This is a genomic window from Kitasatospora sp. NPDC004272 (assembly GCF_053603035.1).
In genome coordinates, this window is record NZ_JBSGET010000008.1 from 1 (window position 1) to 23567 (window position 23567).

Genomic DNA, 23567 nt, shown 5'->3' on the forward strand with positions numbered 1-23567 from the left:
GCTCGCACGAGCGGCGGGAGCCGGGGCCTTCCGGCTGCCGGGCCTACCAGCGCCCGGGCTCGCCGCGGGTGCCCAGGTAGCGGGCCACGGCGGGCTCCTCGGAGACCACCCGTCCGAGGACCAGGGCCAGGGTGACGGCGGTGAACAGCACGATCAGCCAGGACAGCGCGGTGAACACCACCCCGTACGGGCCGAACTTGGTGACCGAGGCGCTCATCGCGTGCGGCAGGTAGACCTTCGAGGCGATGCCGAGGCCGACCTCGGCGACGCCGCACAGCAGGGCGCCGGGCAGCAGCGGGTACCAGCGGATCCGGGCGCCGAGCAGCAGGTGCTGGGTCCACCACCACACGGCGGTGGAGGCCAGGAAGAGCAGCGGGACGCCCAGCCACAGGCCGGCGCCGAAGCCCTTGCGCATCGGGACCTGGACGACCAGGAACACCAGCCAGCCCAGCAGCCACACCACCCAGCGCCACAGGGCCACCCGGACGCTGTTCTTCGGCATCTCCCAGGCCCGCTCGCAGACCCGCTGCAGGGCCCGGCTGAGCGCGGTCGCGGACGCCAGGGTGACCAGCGCGCCGATCGCGCCGATGCTCTGGGTGGTGCCGTCGACCTGGGTGTTCATCAGCTGCTGGACCTGCTGCTGGGCGGGGCCCTGCAGGCCGAGCTGCTCGCGCAGCGAGCCGGTGACGCTGTGCTTGAGGGTCGCGGGGGCGAACACCGCCACCACGAACAGGGCCGGCAGCGCGGACAGGAACGCCTGCGCGGCCAGCCGGGTGGCGTTGTCGAGCAGGTTGACCCGGATCAGGTTGCTGACGGCCCGGCCGACCAGCGGGATCCGCTCGGGGGCGCCCTTGGCGGACTCGGTGAGCCGGGCCGCCCGCCGCTTCGCCGACCCCCACCGGCCGGGACCGGGGCCGGGGGCGGGATCCTGCTCCGCTCGTCGCAGTGACTCTGTCACGTCGGAACCTCCGCAAGCGCCGCCGGGCCGGGAGGTTCCATCGTCACCCGGCCCGCGGCGGCGGAGCCCGCCGCCTACTTCTTCCGGGTGAGCTTCGCGATCCGGTCGTTCACTCCCCAGGCGGTGACCCGCCACAGCGCCTCGACCACGATGTTGCGGCTCATCTTCGACGCGCCGTGCTCGCGCTCCACGAAGGTGATCGGCACCTCGGCGACCTTGAACCCGGCCTTCACCGCGCGCCAGGCCAGGTCGACCTGGAAGCAGTAGCCCTGCGAGGCGACCTGGTCCATGCCGAGGCCGAGCAGGGTCTCCTTGCGGAAGGCCCGGTAGCCGCCGGTGACGTCCCGGATCGGCACGTCCAGCATCAGCCGGGAGTACGTGGAGCCGCCCTTGGACAGCAGCAGCCGGGACTTCGGCCAGTTCACCACCGCGCCGCCGGGCACCCAGCGCGAGCCCAGCACCAGGTCCGCGCTCCGCAGCGCGGTCAGCAGCCGGGGCAGCTCCTCCGGCTGGTGCGAGCCGTCCGCGTCCATCTCGACCAGCACGTCGTAGCCGGCGTCGATGCCCCAGTGGAACCCGGCCAGGTAGGCCGCGCCGAGCCCCTCCTTGCCCTTGCGGTGCAGCACCTTCACCTGGTCGTCCTCGGCGGTCAGCGCGTCGGCGAGCTTGCCGGTGCCGTCGGGGCTGTTGTCGTCCGCGACCAGGACGTGCGCCTCGGGGACGGCGGCGCGGACTCGGGACACGATCCGCTCGACGTTCTCGGCCTCGTTGTAGGTCGGGATGATCACCAGGATCTTGCCGAGACCGGCGAACGGGGTCTCCGGGGAGGAACTCACAGCTGGGTGCCTTTCGGGAGCGGCTGACCGGAGCGGCACGGAGGGTGCGCGCGATTTCCACGGTAGGCCACCGGGAGGGCTGCCCCGGGCCACCCGGTGGGGCCGGGGTCAGCGCCCGCAGCCCCGGCAGGGGCGCCGGGTGGCCCGGTGGTGGGCCAGCGCGGCCAGGCCGAGGCCGAGGCCCCAGAGCCAGTAGGCGGGCATCGCCACCCAGAGGAAGGACAGCGGCAGCGCGCCGGGGTGCTCCACCGGGTGGACCGTCTCCCCGACCAACTGGCCGATGCCGACGCCGAAGTAGACCAGCAGCCCGACCGAGACCGCCGCCGCGGGCCCGAGCAGCAGCGGACGCGGCACCCGCCGACCGCCGAGCAGCGGCACCCGGCGGGGGAGGACCCGGCCCCAGCGGTGCACCAGGGCCAGCGGCAGGACGGTGCCGGCCAGCAGGAAACCGGCCTCGAACGCCGCCAGCGAGAGCGCCCCGGCCGCGCCCGCCCGGCCCGGCCCGCCGAAGCCCAGGCCGTACTGCGCCCCGATCCGCAGCCAGCAGGACGCGACCGCCCCGTACGCCGCCCAGCGGGCCCAGCGCGGCAGCCGGGCCGACGGGTCGTGCACCAGCCGCTCCCCGGTGCGGCCGCAGCGCGGGCAGTCGCCCCGGTGGCGGCGGCGGTGGGCGACGGCGGCGGCCGCCAGCAAGGCCGAGACGGCGCAGCAGCAGACCCGGCTGGCGGACCCGGCGGCCGAGAACGGGATGTGCAGGCCGGGCAGCAGCCGCCCCACCACGTCCAGCAGCAGGAACGGACAGCCCAGCAGCAGGGCCGCGCTCACCGCGGCGGCCCCGGCGAAGAGCGGGGCGCGCGGCCCGGTGGCCCGGTGCAGCCCGAGGGCGAGGCCCGCGGCGGCGGTGCACAGGGCCACCGCCGCCCAGGACGGGAAGAGCAGCAGGTCGGTGCCGAACCGGCCGAAGGACGGGGCGTGGCCCAGCGCCCACCAGGTCTGCAGCAGGCCGTAGCCGAGGGCCGCGACGAAGGCGGCGGGTGCCGCCCGGCGGGCCCAGCCCGGGGTGCGTTCCGGGTGCGGCGCCGCCGTGCCGCCCGCGCCGCCCGTGCGGTCAGGGGCGTCCGTACCGGTCATGCCGTCCATGTTGGGGCGGGGTGCGGCCGGGAGGCATCGGCCACCGGGAGGAGCGGTCTCCACCGCAGGGAGGACGGCCTCCTCACATCCCCGAGTTGACGCACCGTCAGGAGTCGTCCCGTCCGGCGGGCAGGCGGGCGGCGACCATCCGGGGCAGGAGCGCCAGCCCGCCGGGCTGCCCCGCCCGCGACGGGGGCCGGGGAAAGGGAGGAGCTCCCGGCGGAATCGATCCGCTAGGCTGTGGGGCGGTTGCGCCGCACTGCCCGCCTCAGTAGCTCAGGGGATAGAGCACGGCTCTCCTAAAGCCGGTGTCGCAGGTTCGATTCCTGTCTGGGGCACAGCGTGACCGCAGGTTGCAGGCCCTCCATCCCCTCGGGGGCGGGGGGCCTGCGGCGTTCCGGTGCACGCGCAGTGCGCGTGCCGGAGGGGAACCGTCCGGGGGCGTGGCGGCCGAGGACGGGTCGGCCGAGCGTCGAGCGCTTGGTGTGGGCGAGCGCGGCGAGCCATTCCGGGGAGTAGGGGCCGGGGTCGTGGCTCCGCCGGGCAGTCGGTCCCGCGTCGCTGCTCGGCCCGCCCGAACTCCGCGGATCGAGCGGCATGCCCGGCTCGCCCCGGGCAGGATACGCACTCCGGTGATTCCCCCGCCGGGATTCGGTGAATCTCGCGGCGCCCCCGGTGGCATCCCCTAGCGTGACCCGTACGGTGACGGCTAGTCACTTCACCCCTCCGGTCGCACAACTTCCAGAGCGAGAGGGGGTGGAAGACATGGCCGGGTTCAGGTTCCTGATCAAGACGATCAGGAGGCTTCGAACGCCACCGCTGTCCGGCCGAGGAGACCGACGGTTACTGACCCTGGTTCGCCTGACGCAGTTAGCGGCTGCGCTGGCGACCATCGCGGCTCAGTTCCGCCGGTGACCCCGGCCTCCGCCTAGCCAGCGGACGCGGGGCGGCCCATCGGGTCGCCCCGCGCTTCTGTTCCCGGCCCAGGGGCCGGGTCCGCGTTCTACGTTAGCGGGGTCGGGTGCGACGCTCGTGCCGGTTATCACTTTTCGGCCTCGCGGTATTGCTTCGAACGCTCGATGGAGTTTCTCATCGCCAGAGGTCAGGGTGGTGAGGCCGGTAAACTTCTTTACCGGCCCCACCGGTCAAGAATTTTACCGGTTTGAATCGCTGTCGAAAGAGGGGAATCGCGACCGTGCCCGACCGGACCTCCGCCGCCGCCAGGAAGCTCGAACGCGCGAAGCAGGCTCTGTACGACGCCATGGCCGCAGACGTCCGGGACGGGGTGAGCGCGAACGAGGTGGCCCGCCGGGCGAGCCCCACGCTCAGCCGTCCGGTCGTCCTCGGGGTGCTCAGGGCCCGGGCGATCTACGACGCCGCCGAAGCGGCCCTGGCCGACACCCTGGCCCGGGAGTGGGTGCAGATCGTGCTGGTGGACCGCGCTGTAGCCCTCAGCCTGGACCCCAGGACCGCGGGCCTTTCGGTTCGGAACCAAGACGTGATCGCGAGGATGACCCTCAAGTCCCTGGAGCTGGCGGGCCTCTCCCTGCGCTGCTGGGACAGGAACGACGAGGACGACGACGTGGCCTACCACTTCCGCAACGGACGCCACGTGGAGATCACCCGCTGATCGGCGCCGAACGGCGGGTGCGGGTGGGCCCAAGCGGTGGCGGTCGCAAGCGGGGGTGGGCCGGGTGGGTGATTCGGGGTGGGTGGGGCTGCGGGGCGGGGGTGGCGTGGGGGTGGTGGGGGAGGATTCGGCGCAAAGCGGGCGGGTGGTGCGGCGGAAGGGCGGGTTTCGGTGGTGTCCGAGCGGGAGCCTGGCGCGGCGGGGGAGGGGTGGCGGTCGGCGTCGCGGTGGGGGGCGGCGGTGCTGGTGGCGGCGGCGGTGGTGGCACTGGTGATCGCGCTGTGCGTGCTGCTGCGGGCGGCGGTGGTGCCGCTGCTGATCGCGGTGCTGATCAGCGCGCTGGTGGAGCCGGTGAGCCGGCGGCTGACGGCGCGCGGGCTGCCGCGGGCACTGGCGGCGGCCGTCGGGTGCCTGCTGCTGGTGGCGGTGGTGGGCGGGGCGCTGTGGGTGGTGGTGAAGCTGATCTCGGACGCCGCGTCCGGGTTGACGGCCTCGTTGCAGGCGGCCGCGGACCGGGCCTCGGGGACAGACCCGTTCGCACAGGCGGTGCGCGGCGCGGCGAGCGGCCTGCAGCAGTGGGGGAGCAGCCTGGGGGCGGGCGTCGTCTCGGGGGTGCTGAGCGGGGTGGGCCTGGCCGCGCAGGTGCTGGCCTGCGGGGTGCTGACGCTGGCGCTGGCGTTCTTCCTGCTGAAGGACCGGGCGCTGCTGGTGGCGGCGCTGCGCCGGGCGTCCCCGGCCGGGCAGCGGGAGCGGGTGCTCGCGGTGGTCGGGACGGGGTACGCGGCGATGTCCGGCTTCATGCGCGGCACCACGATCATCGCGGGCATCGACGCCGGTTTCATCGCGCTGGGCCTGACCCTGCTCGGGGTGCCGCACGCGCTGGGCCTGGGCGCGCTGGTGTTCGTCGGCGCGTACGTGCCGTACGCGGGCGCGTTCCTGTCGGGCCTGACCGCGGTGGTGGTGGCGTTCGCGGACGGCGGCCCGGGCGAGGCGCTGTGGGCGTTCGGGATCGTGCTGGGCGTGCAGGCCCTGGAGGGGGCGATCCTGCAGCCCGCGGTGCAGAGCCGGACGGTCCGACTGCACCCGGCGGTGGTGCTGTTGACGATCTCGGCGGGCGCCTCGCTGGGCGGCCTGCTCGGCACGCTGCTGGCGGTGCCGCTCACCGCCGCCGCGGTCGGCGTCGGCCGGCAGGTGCGGGGCTGGCGGAGCTGAGGCGGGCGCTGGCACACGGGCCCCGGCCCGGTGGGGGATCAGGGGGTCGGCGCGGTGTCCGGGGCCGCCAGGCGCGCCGCGGTGCGGACCAGGGCGGCCAGCGGGCGGGAGCGGCTGTGCGGGGGCCAGGCGAGGTGGGTCACCACGGGGGGCGCGTCGGTCAGCGGGACGGCGGCGTGCTCGTGCCACAGCCAGGTGCGGGCGGAGGCGGGGACGAGGGCCATGGTGCGTCCGAGGGCGATCAGTTGGGCCAGCTGCGTGTGGTCGCGGACCTCCGGCCCCGGGCCGGGCGGGTAGCTGCCGCGGCGGGGCCAGCGGGCGACCGGGAGGCCGGGGACGTCGTGGACCTCGGCCAGGGACAGCGCCTCGCGCGCCGCGAGCGGGTGGCCGGCTGGCAGGACGGCGAGCTGCCCCTCGGTCAGCAGCTCCTCGCTGTCGAAACCGGCCGGGGAGCTGAACGGCACGAGGAGGAGCGCGGCGTCGGCGCGGCCGTCGCGCAGCATCTGCTCCTGCTCGTCGAAGCCGCCGGGCAGCACCTCGACCTCGACGGCGTCGGGCTCGGCGGCGTAGGCGTCGAGCAGCCGCCGCAGCAGGTCGTGGGAGGCGGCGGCCTTCACCGCGAGGGCCAGGCGCTCCCGGCCGCCGTCCGGACGGTCCGCGCCGCCGGAGCGGCGGGTGCGCCGGGCCGCGGCGGCGGTGGCGTCCAGGGCCGCGCGGCCCTCGTGCAGCAGCACCCGGCCGGCGCCGGTCAGCCGCACGCCGCGCCGGTCGCGGTCCAACAGGCTTACCCCGAGCCGTCGTTCGAGCTGCTGGACGGCCCGGGACAGCGGCGGCTGGGCCATCCCCAGGCGGGCGGCGGCGCGGCCGAAGTGCAGTTCCTCGGCGACGGCGACGAAGTACCTGAGCTCGCGGGTCTCCAAGGCGTCCACGGCCGTCCCCTCCCCGGGCCGGTGCCAGGGGCGGCGCGCGGGCCGGTGCCTGGGCCGATACCTGGCGGGTGTCACAGGATACCGATCGGGTCTTGGACGCCCGCCCCGGCCGGGGGCGAGCATCGGCGGCATGGACGAGACGAGGACCGCGCTGGTGACCGGCGCGAACAAGGGCATCGGGTACGCGACGGCGGCGGGTCTCGGTGCCCTCGGGTACCGGGTGGGCGTGGGGGCCCGGGACGGGGGCCGGCGGGCGGCGGCGGTCGGGAGGCTGCGGGCCGACGGGGTCGACGCGTTCGGCGTGCCGCTGGACGTGACCGACGGACCCGGCGTCACCGCGGCCGCCGAACTGGTCGAGCGGACGGCCGGGCGCCTGGACGTCCTGGTCAACAACGCCGGGGTCCCGGGGGAGACCGGCCCCGGCTGGTTCCAGGACCCGACCGGCCTCGACCTCGACGTGGTGCGGACGGTGCTGGAGACCAACGTGCTGGGCGTCATCCGGGTGACCAACGCGCTGCTGCCGCTGCTGCGGCGCTCCGCCTCGCCCCGCATCGTCAACGTCTCCAGTTCGGTGGGTTCGCTGACCCTGCAGGCGGACCCGGACGCCGAGATCGGCCCCGTCATGGCGGCCTACGCGCCGTCGAAGACCTTCCTCAACGCCGTCACCGTGCAGTACGCCCGCCAACTCGCCGGCACCGGCGTCCTGGTCAACGCCGCCTGCCCCGGCCTGGTCGCGACCGACTTCACCGGCTTCCACGGCCCGCGCACCCCCGCACAGGGCGCGGCCACCGTGATCCGGCTGGCCACGCTGCCGGACGGCGGCCCGAGCGGTGCGTTCTTCGACGACGGCGGCACCGTCCCCTGGTAGGCCGGGTCCTCCGTCGCGGGCGGTACCGGTCAGCCCAGTTGGCCGTGGGCGCCCGCTTCGAGGGCGGCGCGCAGGACGGCCAGGGTGGCGGCGGCACGGTCCAGGTCGTCCGGGGTGACGGCCGCGGTCAGGGCGGCGAGTTCCGTCTCGACGACGCGGCGGGCGGCGGACAGCCGCTCGTCCCCCTCGGGGGTGAGGTGCAGCAGCGAGGAGCGCCGGTCCTGGGGGTGCGCGGCCCGTCGGCACCAGCCCGCGGCCACCAGCCGGTCGACGGCCTTGCTGACGGCGCCCACGGTGATCGCCAGTTCGCCGACGATGTCGAGCACGCGGCACTCGGGCACCCGGTCGATGATCTCCATCATCTCGAACTGACCGGTGCCGAGGTCGAGTTCGGCGCGCAGCCGGGTGTTCACCGCGTTGTAGAGGCGGGTCTCGGTGCGGACCAGATCGATGAAGAAGGGTGTGACGCGGCTCACATTCGCTCCAATGGATTCCCAGGAATCGTATTCCTTGGAATATTGTTCGAGTCGGCAGATGGATTCCTGGGAATCCATCCTTGCACACCCGTCCGCACGCCCACTCGCACCCGCGCCCCCCCGGAGGTCCCCGTGTCCCGCCAGCAACGCGACGCCCTGAACGCCCTGTTCCGCTCCGTCCCCCGCAGCGAGGTGCCGCCCGCCCCCGCCGAACAGCGCGCCGGTTTCGCCGCGGCCGTCACCCGCCCCGGGCCCGAGGACGTGGCCGTCCGCCGGACCGTCCTCGGCGGGCGCCCCGCCCTGGAGTTCGAACCCGCCGGCGCCCCGGCCCGCGGCCGCCTGCTCTACCTGCACGGCGGCGGCTACGTCATCGGCTCGCCCGACACCCACGCCGGCCTGGTCGGCGAACTCGCCCGCCGCGCCGGACTGCCCACCACCTCGGTCGACTACCGGCTCGCCCCCGAACACCCCTTCCCCGCGGCCCTCGACGACGGGCTCGCCGCCTACCGCGAACTCCTGGCCACCGGCACCGACCCGCGCGCCCTCGCCCTGGCCGGCGACTCCGCCGGAGGCGGACTGGTCATCGCCACCCTGCTCGCCGCCCGGGACGCCGGACTGCCGATGCCGGCCGCGGTGGCGGTCTTCTCCCCCTGGGTGGACCTCGCCCTCACCGGAGAGAGCGTCCGCTCCAGGAAGGACGCCGACCCGCTCTTCGTCGAGGCCGACCTGCACGCCTACGCCGACCACTACCTCGGCGCGGACGACCGGACCCACCCCCTGGCCAGCCCGCTGTACGCCGACCTCGCCGGCCTGCCCCCGCTGCTCGTCCAGGTCGGGACGGACGAACTGCTCCTGGACGACGCGGTCCGGCTCGCGACCCGCGCGGTCGCCGCCGACGTCGAGGTCACGCTCGAAGTCGGCCCCGGCCTCCCGCACGTCTACCAGCACCAGTACGGCCGCCTCGACGAAGCGGACGCCGCCCTCGACCGCACCGCCCGCTTCCTCGCCGACCGGTTGGACGCCGCGCGGTCGGACGCCGTCGGCTGAACCTCGGTCCCGGCGCGGCGCGGGCGCAGGCGTGAGCAGCAGGACGGGGCCGCCCCGGCCGCTCGGCGTTCCCCTCCCGGGTCTAGGGTCCGTGCGAACGATCCCTTCCGGAGAGCGTGCGAGGAAGCACATGAACGTCCGTTTTGTGGTGCACCTGGTCGGGACGCTGACGCTGGTACTGGCCCTGACCTTCGGCGGCTTCGCGATCGGCGGGCCCCTCGTGGGCCGGCTGGGGCTGGTCCTCTGGGTCGTCGTGGCGAGCCTGGTCCGGGCGGTGCTGCCGCCCTCCTACCACTACGGCGTCGCGGGCGCGGAGACCACCTCGGCCACCTACCGGGGCTGGGCGGCCGGGCTCGTCGCGCGCACCGCCCTGGGCCGGAACCGCACCCCCGAGGGCGACCAGCTCCGCCTCGCCGCCGGCGTCCGGCTCTGCCTGTTCGGCTTCGCCGTCCGCGGCGGCCACGAGACCCGGGGCCACCTGCTGCTGCAGCGGACCCCCGACGGCGGCACGGAGGTCTCCTGGCAGGGCCGCAAGGAGGGCGCCGCCCAGCCGATCACCCCCGCGGTCCCGGCCTTCACCCCCGGCGGAGCGGTGCTCAACCCCGCCCACGCCCGCATCGGCTACGCCTCGCCCGTCCGCTTCGGCCGGGACACCTACTGGCTGCGCGCCCACGACGCCGACGTCATCCGACTGGCCCTCGGCCCGGGGCCCGCGACGCCGTCTGCCGCCTGAGCCCGGTCACGGACCCGGGTCCACGACGCTCCATCAATTCGGATGGGCGGACAAGTGCCGCTCAGGAGTCGGTGGTTCGGCTGCCGACATGCACGGCATGACCGTAGGAACCCTCGGGCTTTCCGGCCAGCAGCGGACCGACCCGGCGCGTCACCACGGCGACCGCTTCGGAGCGGGTGGTCGCGTCGTGCGCCTCCTTGTCGGTCCACAGCTGGGTCAGCCAGACCGTGTCCGGGTCGTCGAAGGCCGTGTTGATGCTGTAGTCGAGCAGGCCGCCGGCCTCGCCGCTGACGCGGAACCCGTCGAGGAGCACGGCGACCAGCTCGTCCCGCCGACCGGGCAGCGCGGTCATCCGCCCGTAGACGCTGAACTCGTTCCCGCTGGACATGCGCGCTCACCCCTCCGCCCGATCGATTCGCATCCGATCTTAGGGCAACTGCGGTGCAAAGGAAGAGACTTCGGGGATCGCTTCAGCAAGTGGCGAAAGGCTCGAAGGGGCCGATCGCACCTCGGTGCCGAGGTGCGCCGGGGTCCGGGAGTCGACGGCTGTCGGGCGGTCACGCGCCGGGGAAGGTGCCCGCCTTGACCTCGGTGACGAACGCCTGCCAGGTGCGGGGGGAGAAGGCCAGGTGGGGGCCTTCGGGGTCCTTGGAGTCCCGCACAGCACCGGGGTTGCTGTCGTTCACCTCGACGCAGTTTCCGCCGTCGCCGCCGCTGTAGGACGACTTGCGCCAGGCGGAGGCGCCGGGGTCAAGGGCGTTGCTCATGTGCGTAATCCTCCGCCGCCGATTCGATCAGGGGCAGGGACGCCTTCGGCGACAGCGAGGCGGCCCTGGCTGCATCATAGGCCGCCTGGCAGCGGGCGACTATGACCGGATCGTCGAGCAACTGGCCTGAGTACGGGCCCTCTACGTACGCCACCGGTGGTGCTTCTGCGAACGTCATCATGAAGAGCGAACCTGTCACGAGGGCATGTTCCCCTTCGCTGAACGGCAGTACCTGGAGCACGAGTTTGCCCGCGCGTACCAAGTTCAAGAGGTGGCGCAGTTGCTCGGTCATCACGCGCCTGCCGCCGACCGGTAGCCGGAGCACCGCCTCGTGGAGGACGACCCACAGCTGAACGGCTGCTGTATCGGTCAGGACGGGCACCCGCCCGAGCCTGGCCGACACCTTCTCCTCCACCTCCTCGGCCTCGATGAACGGATTGCTGGCCCGGATGACGGCCCGCGCGTAGTCGGCCGTCTGCAACAGGCCAGGTACCAGGGTCGGGGCGTACTCGAAGATCTGCTCGGCCTGGGCTTCGAGTTCGGCGACCCGCGTGAAGTGGGCGGCGTGCTGTCGGTGGGCCGCCAGGAGGTAGATGCGGGCGAAGTGGTCCCCGGTCTCGAAGACCTTGTCGAAGCGTTCGGAGAGTTCCGCCTGCGGGTTCCGGGCCGCGACCTCGATCTGGCCGATGTACCCGCCGGAGCAGTAGACGAGATCGCCCAACTCCCGCTGGGAGATCCCCATCTTCTCGCGGTGCCGCCGTAGCTCCGACCCGTAGTAGGCGCTCGGAGAGGTGGCGGGGCCGAGCTCCTTGGGGTTGACCATGCGTCACATCCACTTCACTACAGCAGCGTTGCTGCAACGTCGTCCCTGTTCAGGGTAGCTATCCGTGCCGATGCTGAGGGTGGAAAGTCCAGGATCCGAGGCAGGGAGCGGCGATGGCGGAGACGGAGCACGGGACGGCGCAACTGCGCGCCCGGCAGGCCGAGGCGGAGGGGGCGGCGGACGCCGTGGAGGCGGCGTGGCGGTTGGCGGGGTTGCCGTCGGAGCCGAGCGTGATGCCGGTGATGAGCGGGCGGGGGCTGAGGGCGGGGGCGCACGTCTCGCTCGGGGGGTGCAGTGCGGCGACGGCCCGTGCGCTGGCCGAGGTGCTGACGGAGTACGCCCGGCTGACCGGGCGGCTGATCGACGGGCGGTCGCAGCGGATCCTGGCCCGGGTGTTCGCCGAGAACGGGCTGTCGCCGGTGCGGCCGGGCGAGGGTGCGTACCTGGTGGCGAGGGAGCTGAGCGCGTGAGCACGGAGCGGTGGGAGCCCGAGGAGGGGCGGCCGGCGTACGACCGGCGTTCCGGGGAGGACGTCCGGGTGATGGCGGTGCACAGCTGCGGAGTGTTCGTCCGGAGCCTGCGGGACGGGCGGGAGAGCGTCACCACGCTCGCCGAACTCGTCCCGTCCGAGCGCGCGGTGGAGGGGCTGTGACGGACGACGCGCTCACCCGGGCCTGGGCGGGGGCGGCCCGGCTGGCCGAGCTGATCGGGGTGGAGGTCAAGGTCACCGAGGTGCCGGAGGGAGCCCACGTCCTGCTCGAACTCCCGCCCGGGGATAGCGACTCCAACCACCTGGAGGTGCTCGCCGTCCTGCGCACCGCCGACCGCTTCGGCCACCGCCGCTCGGCCGACGGCGTCGAGCACCTGTGGGCCACCTACTGGTAGGCGGACGGCCCGTCCGGGACGGCCCCCGTTCAGGAGCTGCTGCCGACGGCTCCGGTCTCCGGGGCGGGGTCGGCGTCCGAGGCGGTGGCGGTGGCGGTGGCGGTGGCGGTGGCGGGGGACAGGCTCGGGGAGGTGCCGCGGAAGGACAGGACGACGGCGAGGGCGCAGCCGCAGCTGATCGCCCAGTCCGCGAGGTTCATCACGCTGAAGTCGCGGACCGCGATGAAGTCGACCACCGCGCCCTGCGCGCCGCCGGGGGAGCGGAACAGCCGGTCGGTGAGGTTGCCGAGGGCGCCGCCGAGCAGCAGGCCGAGCGAGATCGCCCACGAGGTGCTGGCCAGGCGGCGGGAGAGCCGGACCACCACGACGACCACGGCCGAGGCGACCAGGGTGAAGACGATCGTCATCGCCTCGCCGATGCCGAGCGCGGCGCCGGGGTTGCGCTGCACCCGCAGCTCCAGCCAGCCGCCGATCAGCCGCACGGGCGAGCGCCCCTCCAGACCGGCGACCACCGCCAGCTTGCTGCCCAGGTCGACCGCGTACGCGGCGGCGGCGACCGCCCACAGCAGCCGCACCCGCCTGCGCGCGGCGAAGGCGCCGTCCTTCGCCGCGTCGTCCGATGTCGCGTCGTCCGATGTCGCGTCGTCCTTCGCCGCGTCGTCCGGCGTCGCGCCGCTCGTGGTCGCGTTGCTCGTCGTCATGTTCGCTCTCCTCGCGCTCCTGGCCCCCGTGGGCAGCGGGCGGGGCTTCTCGCCCCGAGGAAAGTACCCCGGGGCGATCTGCGCCCGTCCCTCCGGGCGTACCGGAAAGGCGGTAGGAGATTGCCTCTGAGGCAACAGGATTCTTGAAACGTCAACAGTCTGTTTAGGATCCTGGGATCGCATACTGCCTGATCAGGAGTTCTCACATGTCCGTCACCTCGAAAGCCGCCACGCTGGGAGGCCGCGCGTGGCACGCGATGCGAGCCGGAAGCTTTGCCATGGGGGCACTGCTGGTGCTGGTCGGGGTCGGGGTGGCCCTGCACCAGCCGGTGCTGATCCCGCCGCTGGCGGCCAGCGCCGCCCTGGTGCACGGTGCGCCCGGGCTGCCGATCTCGCAGCCGCGCAACCTGGTCGGCGGGCAGCTGCTGTCCGCCGCGGTGGGCTTCCTGGTGCTGGCGGTGGCCGGGCCGGGCCCGTGGGCGGCGGCGGTCGCCGGCGGACTGGCCCTGGTGGCGATGCTGATCGCGCACGTGCCGCACTCCCCGGCGGCGGCGACCGCCGTGATCGTGGTGCTGCAGTCCCCGCGTCCGGTGGTGTTCCTCCCGCTGCTGGCCCTCGCCACGGCCGTCCTGGTGCTGTTCGGCCTCCTGCCGCACCGGATCGGCGGCCACCCCGTGCGGTACCCCGTCGCCTGGTGACGCGGTCGGCGCGCCGGGACTAGGCGGACGGGGGAGCGGCGGGCAGGAAGGGCTGCCGGGCGTCCACCACGGTGCCGGGGCAGCGGTCGGGGGCGCTCCCGGTCGGGAGTTCGGCCCAGACGACCTTGCCGTGCGGCGAGGTGCGGTAGTAGCCCCAGCGGGAGGAGAGCTCGTCCACCAGGTGCAGGCCGCGGCCGCCGGTGGCGTCCGGGCCGGCCGGGCGGGGGCGGGGCGGGCGCGGGTCGTGGTCGCCGACCTGGACCAGCAGCGAGCCGCCGCGCAGCACCAGCGAGAGGGTGAACCCGTGCGGGCCGCCGCGGGCCCGGACCGCGTTGGTGGCCAGTTCGGAGACCACCAGCCGGGCGGCGTCCGAGAGTTCCACCCGGGCGTGCCAGCACTCCAGCACGTGGACGGTGTGGCGGCGGGCCCCGGCGACCGATTCGGGGTTGCTGTCGAGCGTCAACAGGCTGAGCTGTGGCCGACTTCGAGACATCGCGGGCCTCCCGGCGGATGCGCACGGGCACCCGCCGACGACAGGAGACGACCCGCGCCATCCAGCTTCGGTCGGAGCACCGGCGGCCCGCCACGGCCGGAAGTCCCCCGGGGAAGGGGCACTTCGGGACGGGCGGGCCGGACGGAGGTGGGTAGGCGGCGTTAACCCGGGCGGGCCGTCGAGCGGCCCGGGGGGGCCGACACCGGGTCAACTGCCCCGGGACGGCAACGGATCAACCGCGCCGGGGCTCCCAGCGCAGCAGGCGGCGGCAGAGCGCCGCGGCCGCGGCCAGCCAGGCGGCGAGCAGCAGCAGCGACGGCCCGGCCGACGTCCAGCCGTGCAGCAGGTCCAACTCCCGCAGCGGGCCGCCCGCCCAGGTCTCGGCGCCGAACTCGCGGCCGAACCAGGCCGTCCGCAGCCCCCGCACCACCGGGGAGAGCGGCAGCGCCCCGGACGGGCCGCGCAGCCACTCCGGCAGGCCCGCGACCGGGGTGAACACGCCCGCGCCGAACATGCACAGCACCAGCACCGGCGTCGCCACCAGCGGCGCCGACTCGGTCGACGGCGTCACCCCCGACAGGGCCACCGCCAGCACCGAGAACAGCAGGTAGCCGCCCAGCAGGACGAGCAGCAGCAGCACCGGATCGGCCGGCAGCGGCGCCCCGAACCAGCCGACCGCGACCCCGCCCAGCACCACCGCCTGGATCAGCACCACCACCCCGCCCGCACCCACCTGCCCGGCGAACACCGCGCTCGGCGGGCACTCGGTGCCGCGCAGCCGCTTCAGCACCAGCTCCTCGCGGCGCGCCACCACGCCGCCCAGCAGGTTGACGAACGAGGTCACCAGGGCCAGCCCGAGCAGCCCCACCGCCACGTACCCGGCGGCGTTCACCCCGCCGATCTCCCGCTCGCGCAGCGGCGCGGCGATCACCAGGTTGAGCAGCACCGGCAGCAGGAACCCGATGAAGGTGGAGCGCCGGTTGCGCCAGAACACCTTCCAGGACAGGGCGAACTGCCCCTTGGCGTACGTGGACCAGCTCATCGGGACGCTCCCGTCGCGGTGGGTGAGTGGCGGTCGGCGGGCGTGTGGTGCCCGCCGGGGGAGGGCTGGTCGGCGGGCGCGTGGCGGTCGGCGAGGTCGAGGAAGACGTCCTCCAGCGAGCCGGAGCGCACCTCCAGGCCGTCCAGTTCGACGCCCCGGGCCGCCGCCCAGGCGTGCAGCGCGGCCAGCGCGGGCGCCGAGCGGGGCACCCGGTAGACCGCCCGGCCGTCCGCCGAGGACGGTGCGGCGCCGAGCAGTTCGGGCAGCGCGGCCAGGCCGAGGCCGGGCGGCAGCGGGAGGGTGATCAGGTCGCCGCGGCCGGCCAGCACCTCGGCGACGGTGCCCGCGGCGGCGATCACGCCGCGGTCCATGATGGCCACCCGGTCGGCCAACTGCTGGGCCTCCTCCAGGTAGTGGGTGGTCAGCACCACCGTGGTGCCCGCCGCCCGCAGCCCCGCCACCAGCCGCCAGGTGGCCCGCCGGGCCTCCGGGTCCATGCCGGTGGTCGGCTCGTCCAGGAAGAGCAGCTCCGGCTCGTTCAGCACGGCCAGCGCCAGGTCCAGCCGGCGGCGCTCGCCGCCGGACAGCTGGCCGACCCGGGTGCCGGCCCGCGCCTCCAGGCCGACCTCGGCCAGCACCGCGGCGGTCGGCCGGGCCCGGCTGGTGAAGGCGCGCCAGCAGTCGACCGTCTCCTGGACGGTCAACTCCTTGAAGAAGCCGCCCTCCTGGAGCATCACCCCGGTGCGCCGGCGGACCTGCGGCCCGGCCGTGAACGGGTCCAGGCCGAAGACCCGGACGCGCCCGGAGGTCGGCGGGTGGTAGCCCTCCAGCACCTCCAGGGTGGTGGTCTTGCCCGCGCCGTTGGTGCCGAGCAGAGCAAAGAGTTCGCCGCGGGCGATCGAGAAGGAGACGCCGCGCACGGCCTCGTATTCTCCGTAACTGCGCCGCAGGTCCACTACCTCCACGGCCGGGAATTTCTCGGAAAGAGGTGTCATGCAGGCAGCGTGACGGGTGCGGGCGGTTCGCGGCAAGTAGCGCATCGCCGCAGCTCAGAACATGTGCAAAATGTCATCTCGGGTCATGACATTCGCGCCCCGCGGAATCTGACATCTCCTACTGCACGGATTTCCGGAAGCCGGTCATAGTTGAGACATCGCCGAGAGCGGAACCGGAAAAAGCGAAAGCCGGACCGGGAAAGCGAAAGGCGGAAGAAGGACGGACCGAGGCGATCGACCCGGGAAGCGGGCCGGAGCCGCGAGACAAGAAGGAGCCTCCCATGGCGCAGAACGAGATCAACAAGGACGAGCAGTTCGACATCGAGGTCGAGGAGCTGGACACCGTCAACGGCGGCGTCTCCGTCTCCTCCCTGCTCTCCGCCGCCTGCCCGGTGTCGAGCTTCAGCTCGGTGTCGAACTCCGTCGCCGAGGTCGCGGCCGAGTAATTCGGGACCCGTGCGGGGGTGGTCCGCTCTCGGGCGGCCCACCCCCGCACCCCGCTCCGGCCCCAACGCCCCAGCCAGACCGCCAGATTGAAGGAGAGCCGGGCATGGACAGCCTCCGGCACGAGCTGACGCGGTTCATCCAGCAGCCCGCCGCTCAGCAGGACCCACCCGCGCTCTACCGCCGGCTGCTGGCCGAGGCACCCGTCCTGGACCTCGGCCCGCTGTACGTGGTCTCCGGGCACCAGGAGGTCCTCACCGTCCTGATGAACCCCGGCACCAACGTCGACCCGACCACGGTCGGACTGCCCAGGGCCGGGAACACCGCCCTGCTCAAGGTGGTCAACCGGATGCTGCCGATGCGCGACGGCGCCGACCACACCCGGCTCAAGCGGCTCGCCACCGCCGCGTTCAGCCACCGCAGGCTGGAGCAGATGCGCGAGCGGATCGAGACCACCGCCGCCCGACTGCTCGCCCCGCTGATCGCCGCCGGCTCCTTCGAACTCGTCGCCGACCTGGCCGTCCCGCTGCCGGTCGCCGTCTCCTGCGCCATCCTCGACGTCCCCGACTCCGAGCAGGACCGGATCACCGGCTGGGCGGGCCTGGTCGCCCGAGCCATGCTCGACCCGGCCGGCACCGGCCCCGGAGCCGCCGCCATCGACGCCGAGTTCGCCGAATTCCACGCCTACGTCGAGCAGTTGTGCGCCGAGCGGACCGCCCGCCCCGGCGACGACCTGATCAGCCGACTGGCCACCGCGCGCGGCGAGGGCCGGCTCGACACCGAGGAACTGCTCGCCTTCGTGGTGATGCTGCTCGCCAACGGCCTGGAGACGCTCACCTCCGGACTCGCCGTCGCCGCCTGGGAGTTGATCCGCACCCCCGGTCTGGCCGCCCGGGTCCGCGACGAACCCGCGCTGGCCGCCGCCGTGTTCGACGAGGCCCAGCGGCTCGGCAGCCCGGTCCGCGCCAGCGCCCGGGCGCTGACCCGCGAGGTCGTCCTCGGCGACACCGTCGTTCCGGCGGGCAGCGTCGCCATGCTGCTGTACGCCGCCGCCAACCGGGACCCGCGCCGCTTCGCCGACCCCGACCGCTTCGACCCGGACCGCCCCGAACGCCAGCACCTCGCCTTCGGCCACGGCCCGCACCACTGCCTGGGCGCCCCGCTCTCCCTGATCGCGGGCTCCGCCGTCCTGCGCGGCCTCGCCGAGGCCGACGCCGCACGGGAGTTGAGCACCACCCTGACCGAGGCCACCGCCCGCCCGAACGAGCAGTTCGCCTTCGGCGGGGTGCGCGAACTGCCGGTGTCCTGCCCGCTGCGGACCGAGCTGACGGAGGTGGCGGCATGAGCACCGCGACGGACCGGCCGACCGCCGAAGCGGATCACAAGCGCACGAAGCGGGACACGGGGAGGAACACGGAGGAGGACACGGGAACACGGCCCGCGACGGAGCCCGAGGCGCCGGAACGGGAGCGCTCGCAGACCGCGGTGGTCGCCGCCGCCCGGGCCGCCGCCGTGCTGGAGCCCGGACTCGACCAGCCCGTGCGGCTGATCGGCGCCCGGCTGTGGCTGGCCGGCGCCGCCCTGGTGCTGGCCGTCGGCGCGGGCGCGGGCTGGGCGGTGTGGGGCAAGCTCCCGCACACCATGACCGTGCACGCCGTCGCCGCGCACGGCGACGCCCCCGTCCGGGTGGCCGCCGAACGCCCCGGCAGCCTGGTCGAGTTCGAGGTCCGGCCGGGCGACCCGGTCACCGCCGGACAGGTGCTGGCCCGGGTCGGCGACGGCGCCCTGACCGCCCCCGAGAGCGGCACCGTCAGCGCCCTGCTGGCCCCGCCCGGCAGCCAACTCGCCCCCGGCACACCCGTGCTGGCCCTCGACCCGGCCGCCGCCCCGGCCACCGTCCGACTGCTGCTGGACGACCCGCAGGACGCGGCGAAGCTCGCCCCCGGCCTGCCCGTGCTCGTCCCGGCACCCGGCGGGGGAGCGGTGCGCGCCGTCATCGACCGCGTCGAGGCGCTGCCCGTCCGCGCCGACTCGCTCGACGGCACCCTGCCGGTCGCCGTCCCCGGCCTGCCGTCCGGCGGCGCCCCGGTCTGGATCGCCTACGCCCGGCTCCCGCAGGGCGTCGCGTTCGCCGGCCCGCTGGCCCTGGACGTCCGGGTCGACCTCGGCAGCCGGCACCCCTACCAGGCGGTGCTCGGACAGGAGGCCAAGCGATGAAGCCCGCCCGGACCGCCACCGCCGAGCCGCCCGCCACCGAACCGCGCACCGCCAACGGCGGCCCGCCGCAGCCTGAGACGTCGCAGCCCGGGCCCTCGCAGCCGGAGACGTCGCAGCCGGGGAAGAAGCCCGAACCGCAGCAGAAGCGGCAGAAGAAGCGCACCCACCTGCGCACGCCCGTCGTCCCGCAGATGGAGGAGCAGGACTGCGGGGCCGCCTGCCTCGCCGTGGTGCTCGGCGCCTTCGGCCGGCGGATCACGCTCAACGAGGCGTCCCGCGCCTGCGGGGTCAGCCGGGACGGCGTCAGCGCCGCCGCCGTCGCCCGGGCCGCCGGGCGGTACGGGCTGCTGGCCCGCGGCCGCCGGGTGGTGCGCCGCGAGGGCGAGCGGCTGGAGGGCCTCGACGCGGTGCCGGTGCCGTCGATGGTGCTGGTCACCGGCCCGCACTTCGCCGTCTTCGAGGGCGTCAAGCGCGGCCGGGTGCACGTCAACGACCCCTCGCTGGGCTCCTACTCGGCCACCCCGGCCGAGTTCTGGGAGTCGTTCGCCGGCATCGCCGTCGGCTTCGAACCCGGACCGGACTTCGAACCCGGCGGCCGCCGCTTCCCGCTGCTGCGCTCGCTCACCGCCCGGATGCGGCCGTACGCCTGGCCGATGCTGGTCGCGGTGCTGGTCGGCATGCTGATGACACTGCCCGGCGTGGCCTCCGCCTTCCTGCTCCGCACCTACCTGGCGACCGTCGTGGGCGGCGGCGCGAGCGGCTGGGCGGTGCCGCTCACCCTGGCCGGGTTCTCGGTGACCGCCCTGGTGCTGGCCGGGAACTGGCTGCGCTCGGCGATGGTCAACCGGGTGCTGGAGGCGATGGCCGCCCGCTCCTCGGCGGCCTTCCTGTGGCGGATGCTGCGGCTGCCCGGCGCGTTCTTCCACCGCCGCCAGCTCGGCGGCCTGGTCACCCGGGTACAGCTCAACGACGGCCTCGCCAACCTGCTCTCCTACCGGGTCGCGGGCGCCGCCTCCTCGCTGGCCGCCGCCACCGTGCACCTGGGCGCGCTGCTCTGGCTGGCCCCCGAGCTGGCCGTCATCCCGGTCGCCGTCGCGGTGCTGGACGCGCTCGCGCTGCGCTCCGCGGACCGGCGGCGCGGCGGCACCATCCACCGGCTGCACGCCGAGGGCCACAAGCGCGACGGCGTCGCCTTCGCCGGGGTGTCGGCGATCGAGACGGTCAAGGCCGAGGGCGCCGAGGACGCGCTGTTCCGCTCCTGGGCCGGCTGGCAGGCCCGCGCCGCCCACACCGGGCAGCAGGTCGCCGCCAGCGTGCTGGTGCCGCTCTCGCTGCCCGGCGCGCTCAACTCCGCCGCCGCGGCCGCCGCCGTGATCGCCGGAACCGCCCTGCTGCTGGCCGGCTCGCTCTCCTTCGGCACCCTGCTGGCCTTCCTGCTGCTGCTCAACGGCTTCCTCCTGCCGGTCTCCCAACTGGTCGGCACCGGCTCCGAGTTCACCGTCGCCCGGGCGCAGAACGCCCTGCTGGAGGACATCGAGACCAGCGAGGTCGACCCGTACCTCACCCCGGTGCTCGACGCCCCCGCCGAACCCGTCCGGCTGCGCGGCGAACTCGAACTGCGCGACCTGGAGTTCGGCTACGACCCCAACCGGCCCCCCGCCCTCACCGGCATCTCGCTGCGGATCGCCCCCGGCGAATGGGTCGCCGTGGTCGGCGGCAGCGGCAGCGGCAAGTCGACGCTGGCCCGGCTCGCGGCCGGCGTGCTGCGGCCCTGGAAGGGCGAGGTGCTGCTCGACGGGAAGCCCCGCGACGACTGGCACCGCGCCGTCGTCACCGGCCAGGTCGCCTACGTCGAACAGCAGTTGCGGCTCTTCGAGGGCACCGTCCGGGAGAACCTCACGCTCTGGGACCCGGCCACCGGCGAGGACGCCCTGCACCGGGCGCTGGCCGACGCCGAAGCCGCCGAACTGGTCCGCCGCCGCGGCGGACTGGACGCCCGGATCGACGAGGACGCCCGCAACTGGTCCGGCGGCGAACGCCAACGCATCGAGATCGCAAGGGCGTTGGCCCTCGACCCGGCGCTGGTCGTGCTCGACGAAGCCACCAGCGCGCTGGACGCCCACACCGAGGCCGCCGTCAACGGGCACTTGCGCCGCCGCGGCGTCAGCTGCCTCGTGCTGGCCCACCGCCTGAGCACCATCCGGGCCGCCGACCGGGTCGTGGTGATCCGCGAGGGCCGGATCGTCCAGCAGGGCCCGCCCGCCGAACTCGCCGAACAGGACGGCCCGTACCGGGAGTTGCTGCGCGAAGCGGCGGCCGCCGGGACGGGCGGGGACCCGGAGGCGGCCGAGACGGCCGGGACTACCCAGACCGCCCAGGCCACCCGCGCCACCCAGACCACCCACGACCAGCCCGTCCGGACGGAGGAGCAGGCATGACCGTCACCACCACTGCCGCCCCCGCGGGCGGGACCACGACCACCGCGGCGGACGAGGAGCGCGACCCGGCGACCCGGGCCGACGCCACCGCGGCCGCCAACCGGACCGCACTCGCGGACGCGTTGGCGGAGTTCGGCACCACCACCCGCCCGCACACCTCCCCGCGCCGCGGCGGAGCCACGCCGACAGCGCCGCGCCACCGCGCGGACCTGGCGCGGGAGGTGCTGCGGGCACTGGGAGTGCCGGTGCCCCACGAGATCCCCGCCGCGGTGCGGGACGCCGCCGACCCGGTCACGGCGCTGCTGCGCCGGGCCGGAGTGCGCTGGCGCCCGGTCACCCTCACCGGCGGGGACGAGAACGGCACGGCCGGGCCGATGGTGGCGTTCGCCGCCGAGGACGGCCGGCCGATCGCCCTGATCCCCCGGGCCGGACGGCACCGCCGCCACGACCCGGGCTCCGAACGGGCTGCCACCCGAGCGGAGTTGAGCCGCCAGGCGCTACTGCTGTACCCGCCGCTGCCACCGGGGTGCCCGACCTCGGGAGACCTGCTGCGCTTCGCCCTCGCCGTGCCCGGTGCCCGCCGGGACCTGGCGGTGCTGAGCCTGGCCGGTCTGGTGTCGGCGCTGCTCGGCCTGCTCGTCCCGCTGTCCACCGGAGTGCTGCTGCCCGGCCTGCTGCTGGCCGAACGGCACCCGGTGCGCTGGCTGGCCGTGCTGCTGGGCTCCGCGGTGGTGGCGTCCTGGCTGCTCACGCTGGTCCGCAACACCGCGGCCGTCCGGCTCACCGGCCGGGTGCAGCACGCGCTCGAACCCGCCGTCTGGGACAGGCTGCTGTCCCAGGACGCCAGGTTCTTCCGCGACTACACCACGGGTGACCTGGTGCACCGGGCGAACGCGGTGGCGCAGGCCCGACAGGCCCTCTCGGAGGTGCTGGTGGGCGCCGTGCTCGGCGCGGTGTTCGCCGTCACCGGGCTGACGGTCCTGCTGCTGGTGGACTGGCGGCTCGGCGGGCTGCTGCTGCTCGCCGTGCTGGCGGTGACGGCCGCGCTGCTGCTGCTCGGCCGTCGCCGCCAGGAGCACGAATCGCAGGTCTACCAGGCGCACGGGCAGCTGCAGGGCGTGCTGTACGGGCTGCTGCTCGGCATCGACAAGATCCAGACCGCCGGCCGGGAGATCCAGGCGTTCGCCCGCTGGGCCGTCCCGTTCGCCGGACAGAAGCGCGCCGACGCCGCCGCGATGCGCAGCGAGGCGCTCTCCGGTGCCCTGACCACCGCACTCCAGCCGCTGCTGCTGGCCGTCCTGCTGGCGGGGGCGACGTTCGGCCCGGCCGCCGAGGCCGGGCACCTGATGGCGGCCGGCGTGGCGGCCGGCCAGGTCGCGCTGGCGCTGGGCCAGGTCACCCACGCCGCGGTCGGCGCGTACGGCGTCGCCCCGGTGCTGGAGCGGCTGCGGCCGATCCTCGCCGAACCGGCGGTGAACGCCGCCGAACGGGCCGGGCAGCTCGCCGACCCCGGCCGGCTGCGGGGCCGACTCGCCCTGGACGGCGTGGTGTTCCGCTACCCGGGAAGCGCGCTGCCCGCCCTGGACGGGGTGTCGCTGCGGGCCGAGCCCGGCGAGTTCGTCGCCGTGGTCGGGCCGTCCGGCGCCGGGAAGTCCACCCTGATCCGGCTGCTGCTCGGCTTCGAGCAGCCCGAGGCCGGTGCGATCCGCTACGACGGCCGCGAACTCGCCACCCTGGACGCCCGGTTGGTGCGCCGGCAGCTCGGCTCGGTACTCCAGCACGGCCGGATGCTGCGCGGCTCGCTGCTGGAGAACCTGGCCGGCGCCGACCCCGACGTCACCGAGGACCGGATCTGGCACGCCGCCGAACTCGCCGGGATCGCCGACGAGTTGCGCGCCCTGCCGATGGGCCTCGGGACCAGGGTCGGCGAGGACGCCCAGGGCTTCTCCGGCGGCCAGGTGCAACGCCTGCTGCTGGCCCGCGCCCTGGTCCGCGACCCCGCCGTGCTGCTGCTCGACGAGGCCACCTCGGCCCTCGACAACGCCACCCAGCAGCGGGTCGCCGCCGCCGTCGCCGGACTCGACCGCACCCGCCTGGTGATCGCCCACCGACTGAGCACCATCCGCACCGCCGACCGGATCTACGTGCTGGACGGGGGCCGGGTGTCCGCCGAGGGCACCTACCGCGAACTGCTCGGCACCGACCCGCTGTTCACCCGCCTCGCCCGCTTCCAGGAGATGTGAG

General features: G+C 74.8%; 26 protein-coding genes and 1 tRNA gene. 15 read left to right on the forward strand and 12 right to left on the reverse strand.

Annotated elements, in window-relative coordinates:
* Positions 1–43: 43 nt before the first annotated feature.
* From ACWEO5_RS04510 to ACWEO5_RS04520, 3 genes are all read right to left on the reverse strand, one after another.
* On the reverse strand, positions 44–958 hold the full coding sequence (locus ACWEO5_RS04510) for a YhjD/YihY/BrkB family envelope integrity protein (protein ID WP_452160045.1): 915 nt from the start codon (positions 956–958) through the stop codon (positions 44–46).
* 74 nt (positions 959–1032) lie between these two features.
* Entirely contained in the window at positions 1033–1794 is a 762-nt protein-coding gene (locus tag ACWEO5_RS04515) for a polyprenol monophosphomannose synthase (protein ID WP_452160047.1), read from the reverse strand.
* A gap of 108 nt (positions 1795–1902) precedes the next feature.
* A complete protein-coding gene (locus ACWEO5_RS04520) occupies positions 1903–2925 on the reverse strand; it encodes a hypothetical protein (protein ID WP_452160049.1) in 1023 nt (340 codons plus the stop codon).
* 265 nt (positions 2926–3190) lie between these two features.
* On the opposite strand from ACWEO5_RS04520, the gene ACWEO5_RS04525 reads away from it, so the two are divergent.
* The 3 genes from ACWEO5_RS04525 to ACWEO5_RS04535 all read left to right on the forward strand — a co-directional run bounded on the left by ACWEO5_RS04525 (position 3191) and on the right by ACWEO5_RS04535 (position 5767).
* Positions 3191–3263 (forward strand) — tRNA-Arg (locus tag ACWEO5_RS04525).
* 857 nt (positions 3264–4120) lie between these two features.
* Complete coding sequence (locus ACWEO5_RS04530; protein ID WP_452160051.1) at positions 4121–4555, forward strand: hypothetical protein; 435 nt, start codon at positions 4121–4123, stop codon at positions 4553–4555.
* A 174-nt stretch (positions 4556–4729) separates the two neighbouring features.
* Positions 4730–5767, forward strand: a complete 1038-nt coding sequence (locus ACWEO5_RS04535; RefSeq protein WP_452160053.1) for an AI-2E family transporter — start codon at positions 4730–4732, stop codon at positions 5765–5767.
* A 38-nt stretch (positions 5768–5805) separates the two neighbouring features.
* Here the strand turns inward: ACWEO5_RS04535 and ACWEO5_RS04540 are convergent, their stop codons facing one another.
* Positions 5806–6696: a LysR family transcriptional regulator gene (locus ACWEO5_RS04540; protein WP_452160055.1), complete on the reverse strand. Its 891-nt coding sequence runs from the start codon at positions 6694–6696 to the stop codon at positions 5806–5808.
* A 130-nt stretch (positions 6697–6826) separates the two neighbouring features.
* On the opposite strand from ACWEO5_RS04540, the gene ACWEO5_RS04545 reads away from it, so the two are divergent.
* A complete protein-coding gene (locus ACWEO5_RS04545; RefSeq protein WP_452160057.1) occupies positions 6827–7564 on the forward strand; it encodes an SDR family oxidoreductase in 738 nt (245 codons plus the stop codon).
* Positions 7565–7593: 29 nt separating this feature from the next.
* Here the strand turns inward: ACWEO5_RS04545 and ACWEO5_RS04550 are convergent, their stop codons facing one another.
* Complete coding sequence (locus tag ACWEO5_RS04550; RefSeq protein WP_452160059.1) at positions 7594–8040, reverse strand: MarR family winged helix-turn-helix transcriptional regulator; 447 nt, start codon at positions 8038–8040, stop codon at positions 7594–7596.
* A gap of 132 nt (positions 8041–8172) precedes the next feature.
* On the opposite strand from ACWEO5_RS04550, the gene ACWEO5_RS04555 reads away from it, so the two are divergent.
* Both ACWEO5_RS04555 and ACWEO5_RS04560 read left to right on the forward strand, forming a co-directional pair.
* The gene (locus ACWEO5_RS04555) at positions 8173–9087 is read left to right on the forward strand and encodes an alpha/beta hydrolase (protein WP_452160061.1); all 915 of its coding nucleotides are present in this window, start codon (positions 8173–8175) and stop codon (positions 9085–9087) included.
* 130 nt (positions 9088–9217) lie between these two features.
* Complete coding sequence (locus ACWEO5_RS04560) at positions 9218–9820, forward strand: hypothetical protein (protein ID WP_452160063.1); 603 nt, start codon at positions 9218–9220, stop codon at positions 9818–9820.
* A 61-nt stretch (positions 9821–9881) separates the two neighbouring features.
* On the opposite strand, the gene ACWEO5_RS04565 is transcribed toward ACWEO5_RS04560, so the two are convergent.
* From ACWEO5_RS04565 to ACWEO5_RS04575, 3 genes are all read right to left on the reverse strand, one after another.
* Complete coding sequence (locus ACWEO5_RS04565) at positions 9882–10208, reverse strand: putative quinol monooxygenase (RefSeq protein WP_452160065.1); 327 nt, start codon at positions 10206–10208, stop codon at positions 9882–9884.
* Between the two features lie 169 nt (positions 10209–10377).
* Positions 10378–10587: a DUF397 domain-containing protein gene (locus ACWEO5_RS04570; protein ID WP_344554065.1), complete on the reverse strand. Its 210-nt coding sequence runs from the start codon at positions 10585–10587 to the stop codon at positions 10378–10380.
* Positions 10571–11410 carry a helix-turn-helix domain-containing protein gene (locus ACWEO5_RS04575; protein WP_452160068.1) on the reverse strand — a complete coding sequence of 280 codons (840 nt, stop codon included), beginning with the start codon at positions 11408–11410 and terminating at the stop codon, positions 10571–10573. Before ACWEO5_RS04575 ends, ACWEO5_RS04570 begins: the two co-directional genes overlap by 17 nt.
* Before the next feature lie 113 nt (positions 11411–11523).
* Here ACWEO5_RS04575 and ACWEO5_RS04580 point away from each other — a divergent pair, with 113 nt between their 5' ends.
* Genes ACWEO5_RS04580 through ACWEO5_RS04590 form a run of 3 tightly spaced genes read left to right on the forward strand, consistent with a single transcriptional unit; the run spans position 11524 to position 12295 of the window.
* The gene (locus ACWEO5_RS04580; RefSeq protein WP_452160070.1) at positions 11524–11880 is read left to right on the forward strand and encodes a hypothetical protein; all 357 of its coding nucleotides are present in this window, start codon (positions 11524–11526) and stop codon (positions 11878–11880) included.
* A complete protein-coding gene (locus tag ACWEO5_RS04585) occupies positions 11877–12062 on the forward strand; it encodes a hypothetical protein (protein ID WP_452160072.1) in 186 nt (61 codons plus the stop codon). The genes ACWEO5_RS04580 and ACWEO5_RS04585 overlap by 4 nt, the downstream gene beginning before the upstream one ends.
* Positions 12059–12295, forward strand: coding sequence for a hypothetical protein (locus ACWEO5_RS04590; protein WP_452160074.1), 237 nt, complete (start codon positions 12059–12061; stop codon positions 12293–12295). Before ACWEO5_RS04585 ends, ACWEO5_RS04590 begins: the two co-directional genes overlap by 4 nt.
* Positions 12296–12324: 29 nt before the next feature.
* Here the strand turns inward: ACWEO5_RS04590 and ACWEO5_RS04595 are convergent, their stop codons facing one another.
* The gene (locus ACWEO5_RS04595; RefSeq protein WP_452160076.1) at positions 12325–12996 is read right to left on the reverse strand and encodes a signal peptidase II; all 672 of its coding nucleotides are present in this window, start codon (positions 12994–12996) and stop codon (positions 12325–12327) included.
* Positions 12997–13202: 206 nt separating this feature from the next.
* On the opposite strand from ACWEO5_RS04595, the gene ACWEO5_RS04600 reads away from it, so the two are divergent.
* Positions 13203–13694, forward strand: a complete 492-nt coding sequence (locus ACWEO5_RS04600; protein WP_452160078.1) for an HPP family protein — start codon at positions 13203–13205, stop codon at positions 13692–13694.
* Between the two features lie 19 nt (positions 13695–13713).
* On the opposite strand, the gene ACWEO5_RS04605 is transcribed toward ACWEO5_RS04600, so the two are convergent.
* The 3 genes from ACWEO5_RS04605 to ACWEO5_RS04615 all read right to left on the reverse strand — a co-directional run bounded on the left by ACWEO5_RS04605 (position 13714) and on the right by ACWEO5_RS04615 (position 16224).
* Positions 13714–14187: an ATP-binding protein gene (locus ACWEO5_RS04605; RefSeq protein WP_452160080.1), complete on the reverse strand. Its 474-nt coding sequence runs from the start codon at positions 14185–14187 to the stop codon at positions 13714–13716.
* 232 nt (positions 14188–14419) lie between these two features.
* Positions 14420–15229: an ABC transporter permease gene (locus ACWEO5_RS04610; RefSeq protein ID WP_452160082.1), complete on the reverse strand. Its 810-nt coding sequence runs from the start codon at positions 15227–15229 to the stop codon at positions 14420–14422.
* Positions 15226–16224: an ABC transporter ATP-binding protein gene (locus ACWEO5_RS04615; protein WP_452160084.1), complete on the reverse strand. Its 999-nt coding sequence runs from the start codon at positions 16222–16224 to the stop codon at positions 15226–15228. The genes ACWEO5_RS04610 and ACWEO5_RS04615 overlap by 4 nt, the downstream gene beginning before the upstream one ends.
* 281 nt (positions 16225–16505) lie before the next feature.
* On the opposite strand from ACWEO5_RS04615, the gene ACWEO5_RS04620 reads away from it, so the two are divergent.
* The 5 genes from ACWEO5_RS04620 (at position 16506) to ACWEO5_RS04640 (ending at position 23566) form a co-directional block, all read left to right on the forward strand.
* A complete protein-coding gene (locus tag ACWEO5_RS04620; RefSeq protein WP_157852240.1) occupies positions 16506–16670 on the forward strand; it encodes a hypothetical protein in 165 nt (54 codons plus the stop codon).
* A 104-nt stretch (positions 16671–16774) separates the two neighbouring features.
* Positions 16775–18013: a cytochrome P450 gene (locus ACWEO5_RS04625; protein WP_452160086.1), complete on the forward strand. Its 1239-nt coding sequence runs from the start codon at positions 16775–16777 to the stop codon at positions 18011–18013.
* Entirely contained in the window at positions 18010–18885 is an 876-nt protein-coding gene (locus tag ACWEO5_RS04630) for a biotin/lipoyl-containing protein (protein WP_452160088.1), read from the forward strand. Before ACWEO5_RS04625 ends, ACWEO5_RS04630 begins: the two co-directional genes overlap by 4 nt.
* Positions 18882–21323, forward strand: a complete 2442-nt coding sequence (locus tag ACWEO5_RS04635) for an ATP-binding cassette domain-containing protein (protein WP_452160090.1) — start codon at positions 18882–18884, stop codon at positions 21321–21323. Before ACWEO5_RS04630 ends, ACWEO5_RS04635 begins: the two co-directional genes overlap by 4 nt.
* Entirely contained in the window at positions 21320–23566 is a 2247-nt protein-coding gene (locus tag ACWEO5_RS04640; RefSeq protein ID WP_452160092.1) for an ATP-binding cassette domain-containing protein, read from the forward strand. The genes ACWEO5_RS04635 and ACWEO5_RS04640 overlap by 4 nt, the downstream gene beginning before the upstream one ends.
* Position 23567: the final 1 nt, after the last annotated feature.

Coding starts and splice junctions, on each gene's coding strand:
- ACWEO5_RS04520 (WP_452160049.1), bottom strand. CDS start 2,925: ATGACCGGTACGGACGCCCCTGACCGCACGGGCGGCGCGGGCGGCACG.
- ACWEO5_RS04545 (WP_452160057.1), top strand. CDS start 6,827: ATGGACGAGACGAGGACCGCGCTGGTGACCGGCGCGAACAAGGGCATC.
- ACWEO5_RS04560 (WP_452160063.1), top strand. CDS start 9,218: ATGAACGTCCGTTTTGTGGTGCACCTGGTCGGGACGCTGACGCTGGTA.
- ACWEO5_RS04565 (WP_452160065.1), bottom strand. CDS start 10,208: ATGTCCAGCGGGAACGAGTTCAGCGTCTACGGGCGGATGACCGCGCTG.
- ACWEO5_RS04570 (WP_344554065.1), bottom strand. CDS start 10,587: ATGAGCAACGCCCTTGACCCCGGCGCCTCCGCCTGGCGCAAGTCGTCC.
- ACWEO5_RS04575 (WP_452160068.1), bottom strand. CDS start 11,410: ATGGTCAACCCCAAGGAGCTCGGCCCCGCCACCTCTCCGAGCGCCTAC.
- ACWEO5_RS04580 (WP_452160070.1), top strand. CDS start 11,524: ATGGCGGAGACGGAGCACGGGACGGCGCAACTGCGCGCCCGGCAGGCC.
- ACWEO5_RS04595 (WP_452160076.1), bottom strand. CDS start 12,996: ATGACGACGAGCAACGCGACCACGAGCGGCGCGACGCCGGACGACGCG.
- ACWEO5_RS04600 (WP_452160078.1), top strand. CDS start 13,203: ATGTCCGTCACCTCGAAAGCCGCCACGCTGGGAGGCCGCGCGTGGCAC.
- ACWEO5_RS04605 (WP_452160080.1), bottom strand. CDS start 14,187: ATGTCTCGAAGTCGGCCACAGCTCAGCCTGTTGACGCTCGACAGCAAC.
- ACWEO5_RS04610 (WP_452160082.1), bottom strand. CDS start 15,229: ATGAGCTGGTCCACGTACGCCAAGGGGCAGTTCGCCCTGTCCTGGAAG.
- ACWEO5_RS04615 (WP_452160084.1), bottom strand. CDS start 16,224: ATGACACCTCTTTCCGAGAAATTCCCGGCCGTGGAGGTAGTGGACCTG.
- ACWEO5_RS04620 (WP_157852240.1), top strand. CDS start 16,506: ATGGCGCAGAACGAGATCAACAAGGACGAGCAGTTCGACATCGAGGTC.
- ACWEO5_RS04625 (WP_452160086.1), top strand. CDS start 16,775: ATGGACAGCCTCCGGCACGAGCTGACGCGGTTCATCCAGCAGCCCGCC.
- ACWEO5_RS04630 (WP_452160088.1), top strand. CDS start 18,010: ATGAGCACCGCGACGGACCGGCCGACCGCCGAAGCGGATCACAAGCGC.
- ACWEO5_RS04635 (WP_452160090.1), top strand. CDS start 18,882: ATGAAGCCCGCCCGGACCGCCACCGCCGAGCCGCCCGCCACCGAACCG.
- ACWEO5_RS04640 (WP_452160092.1), top strand. CDS start 21,320: ATGACCGTCACCACCACTGCCGCCCCCGCGGGCGGGACCACGACCACC.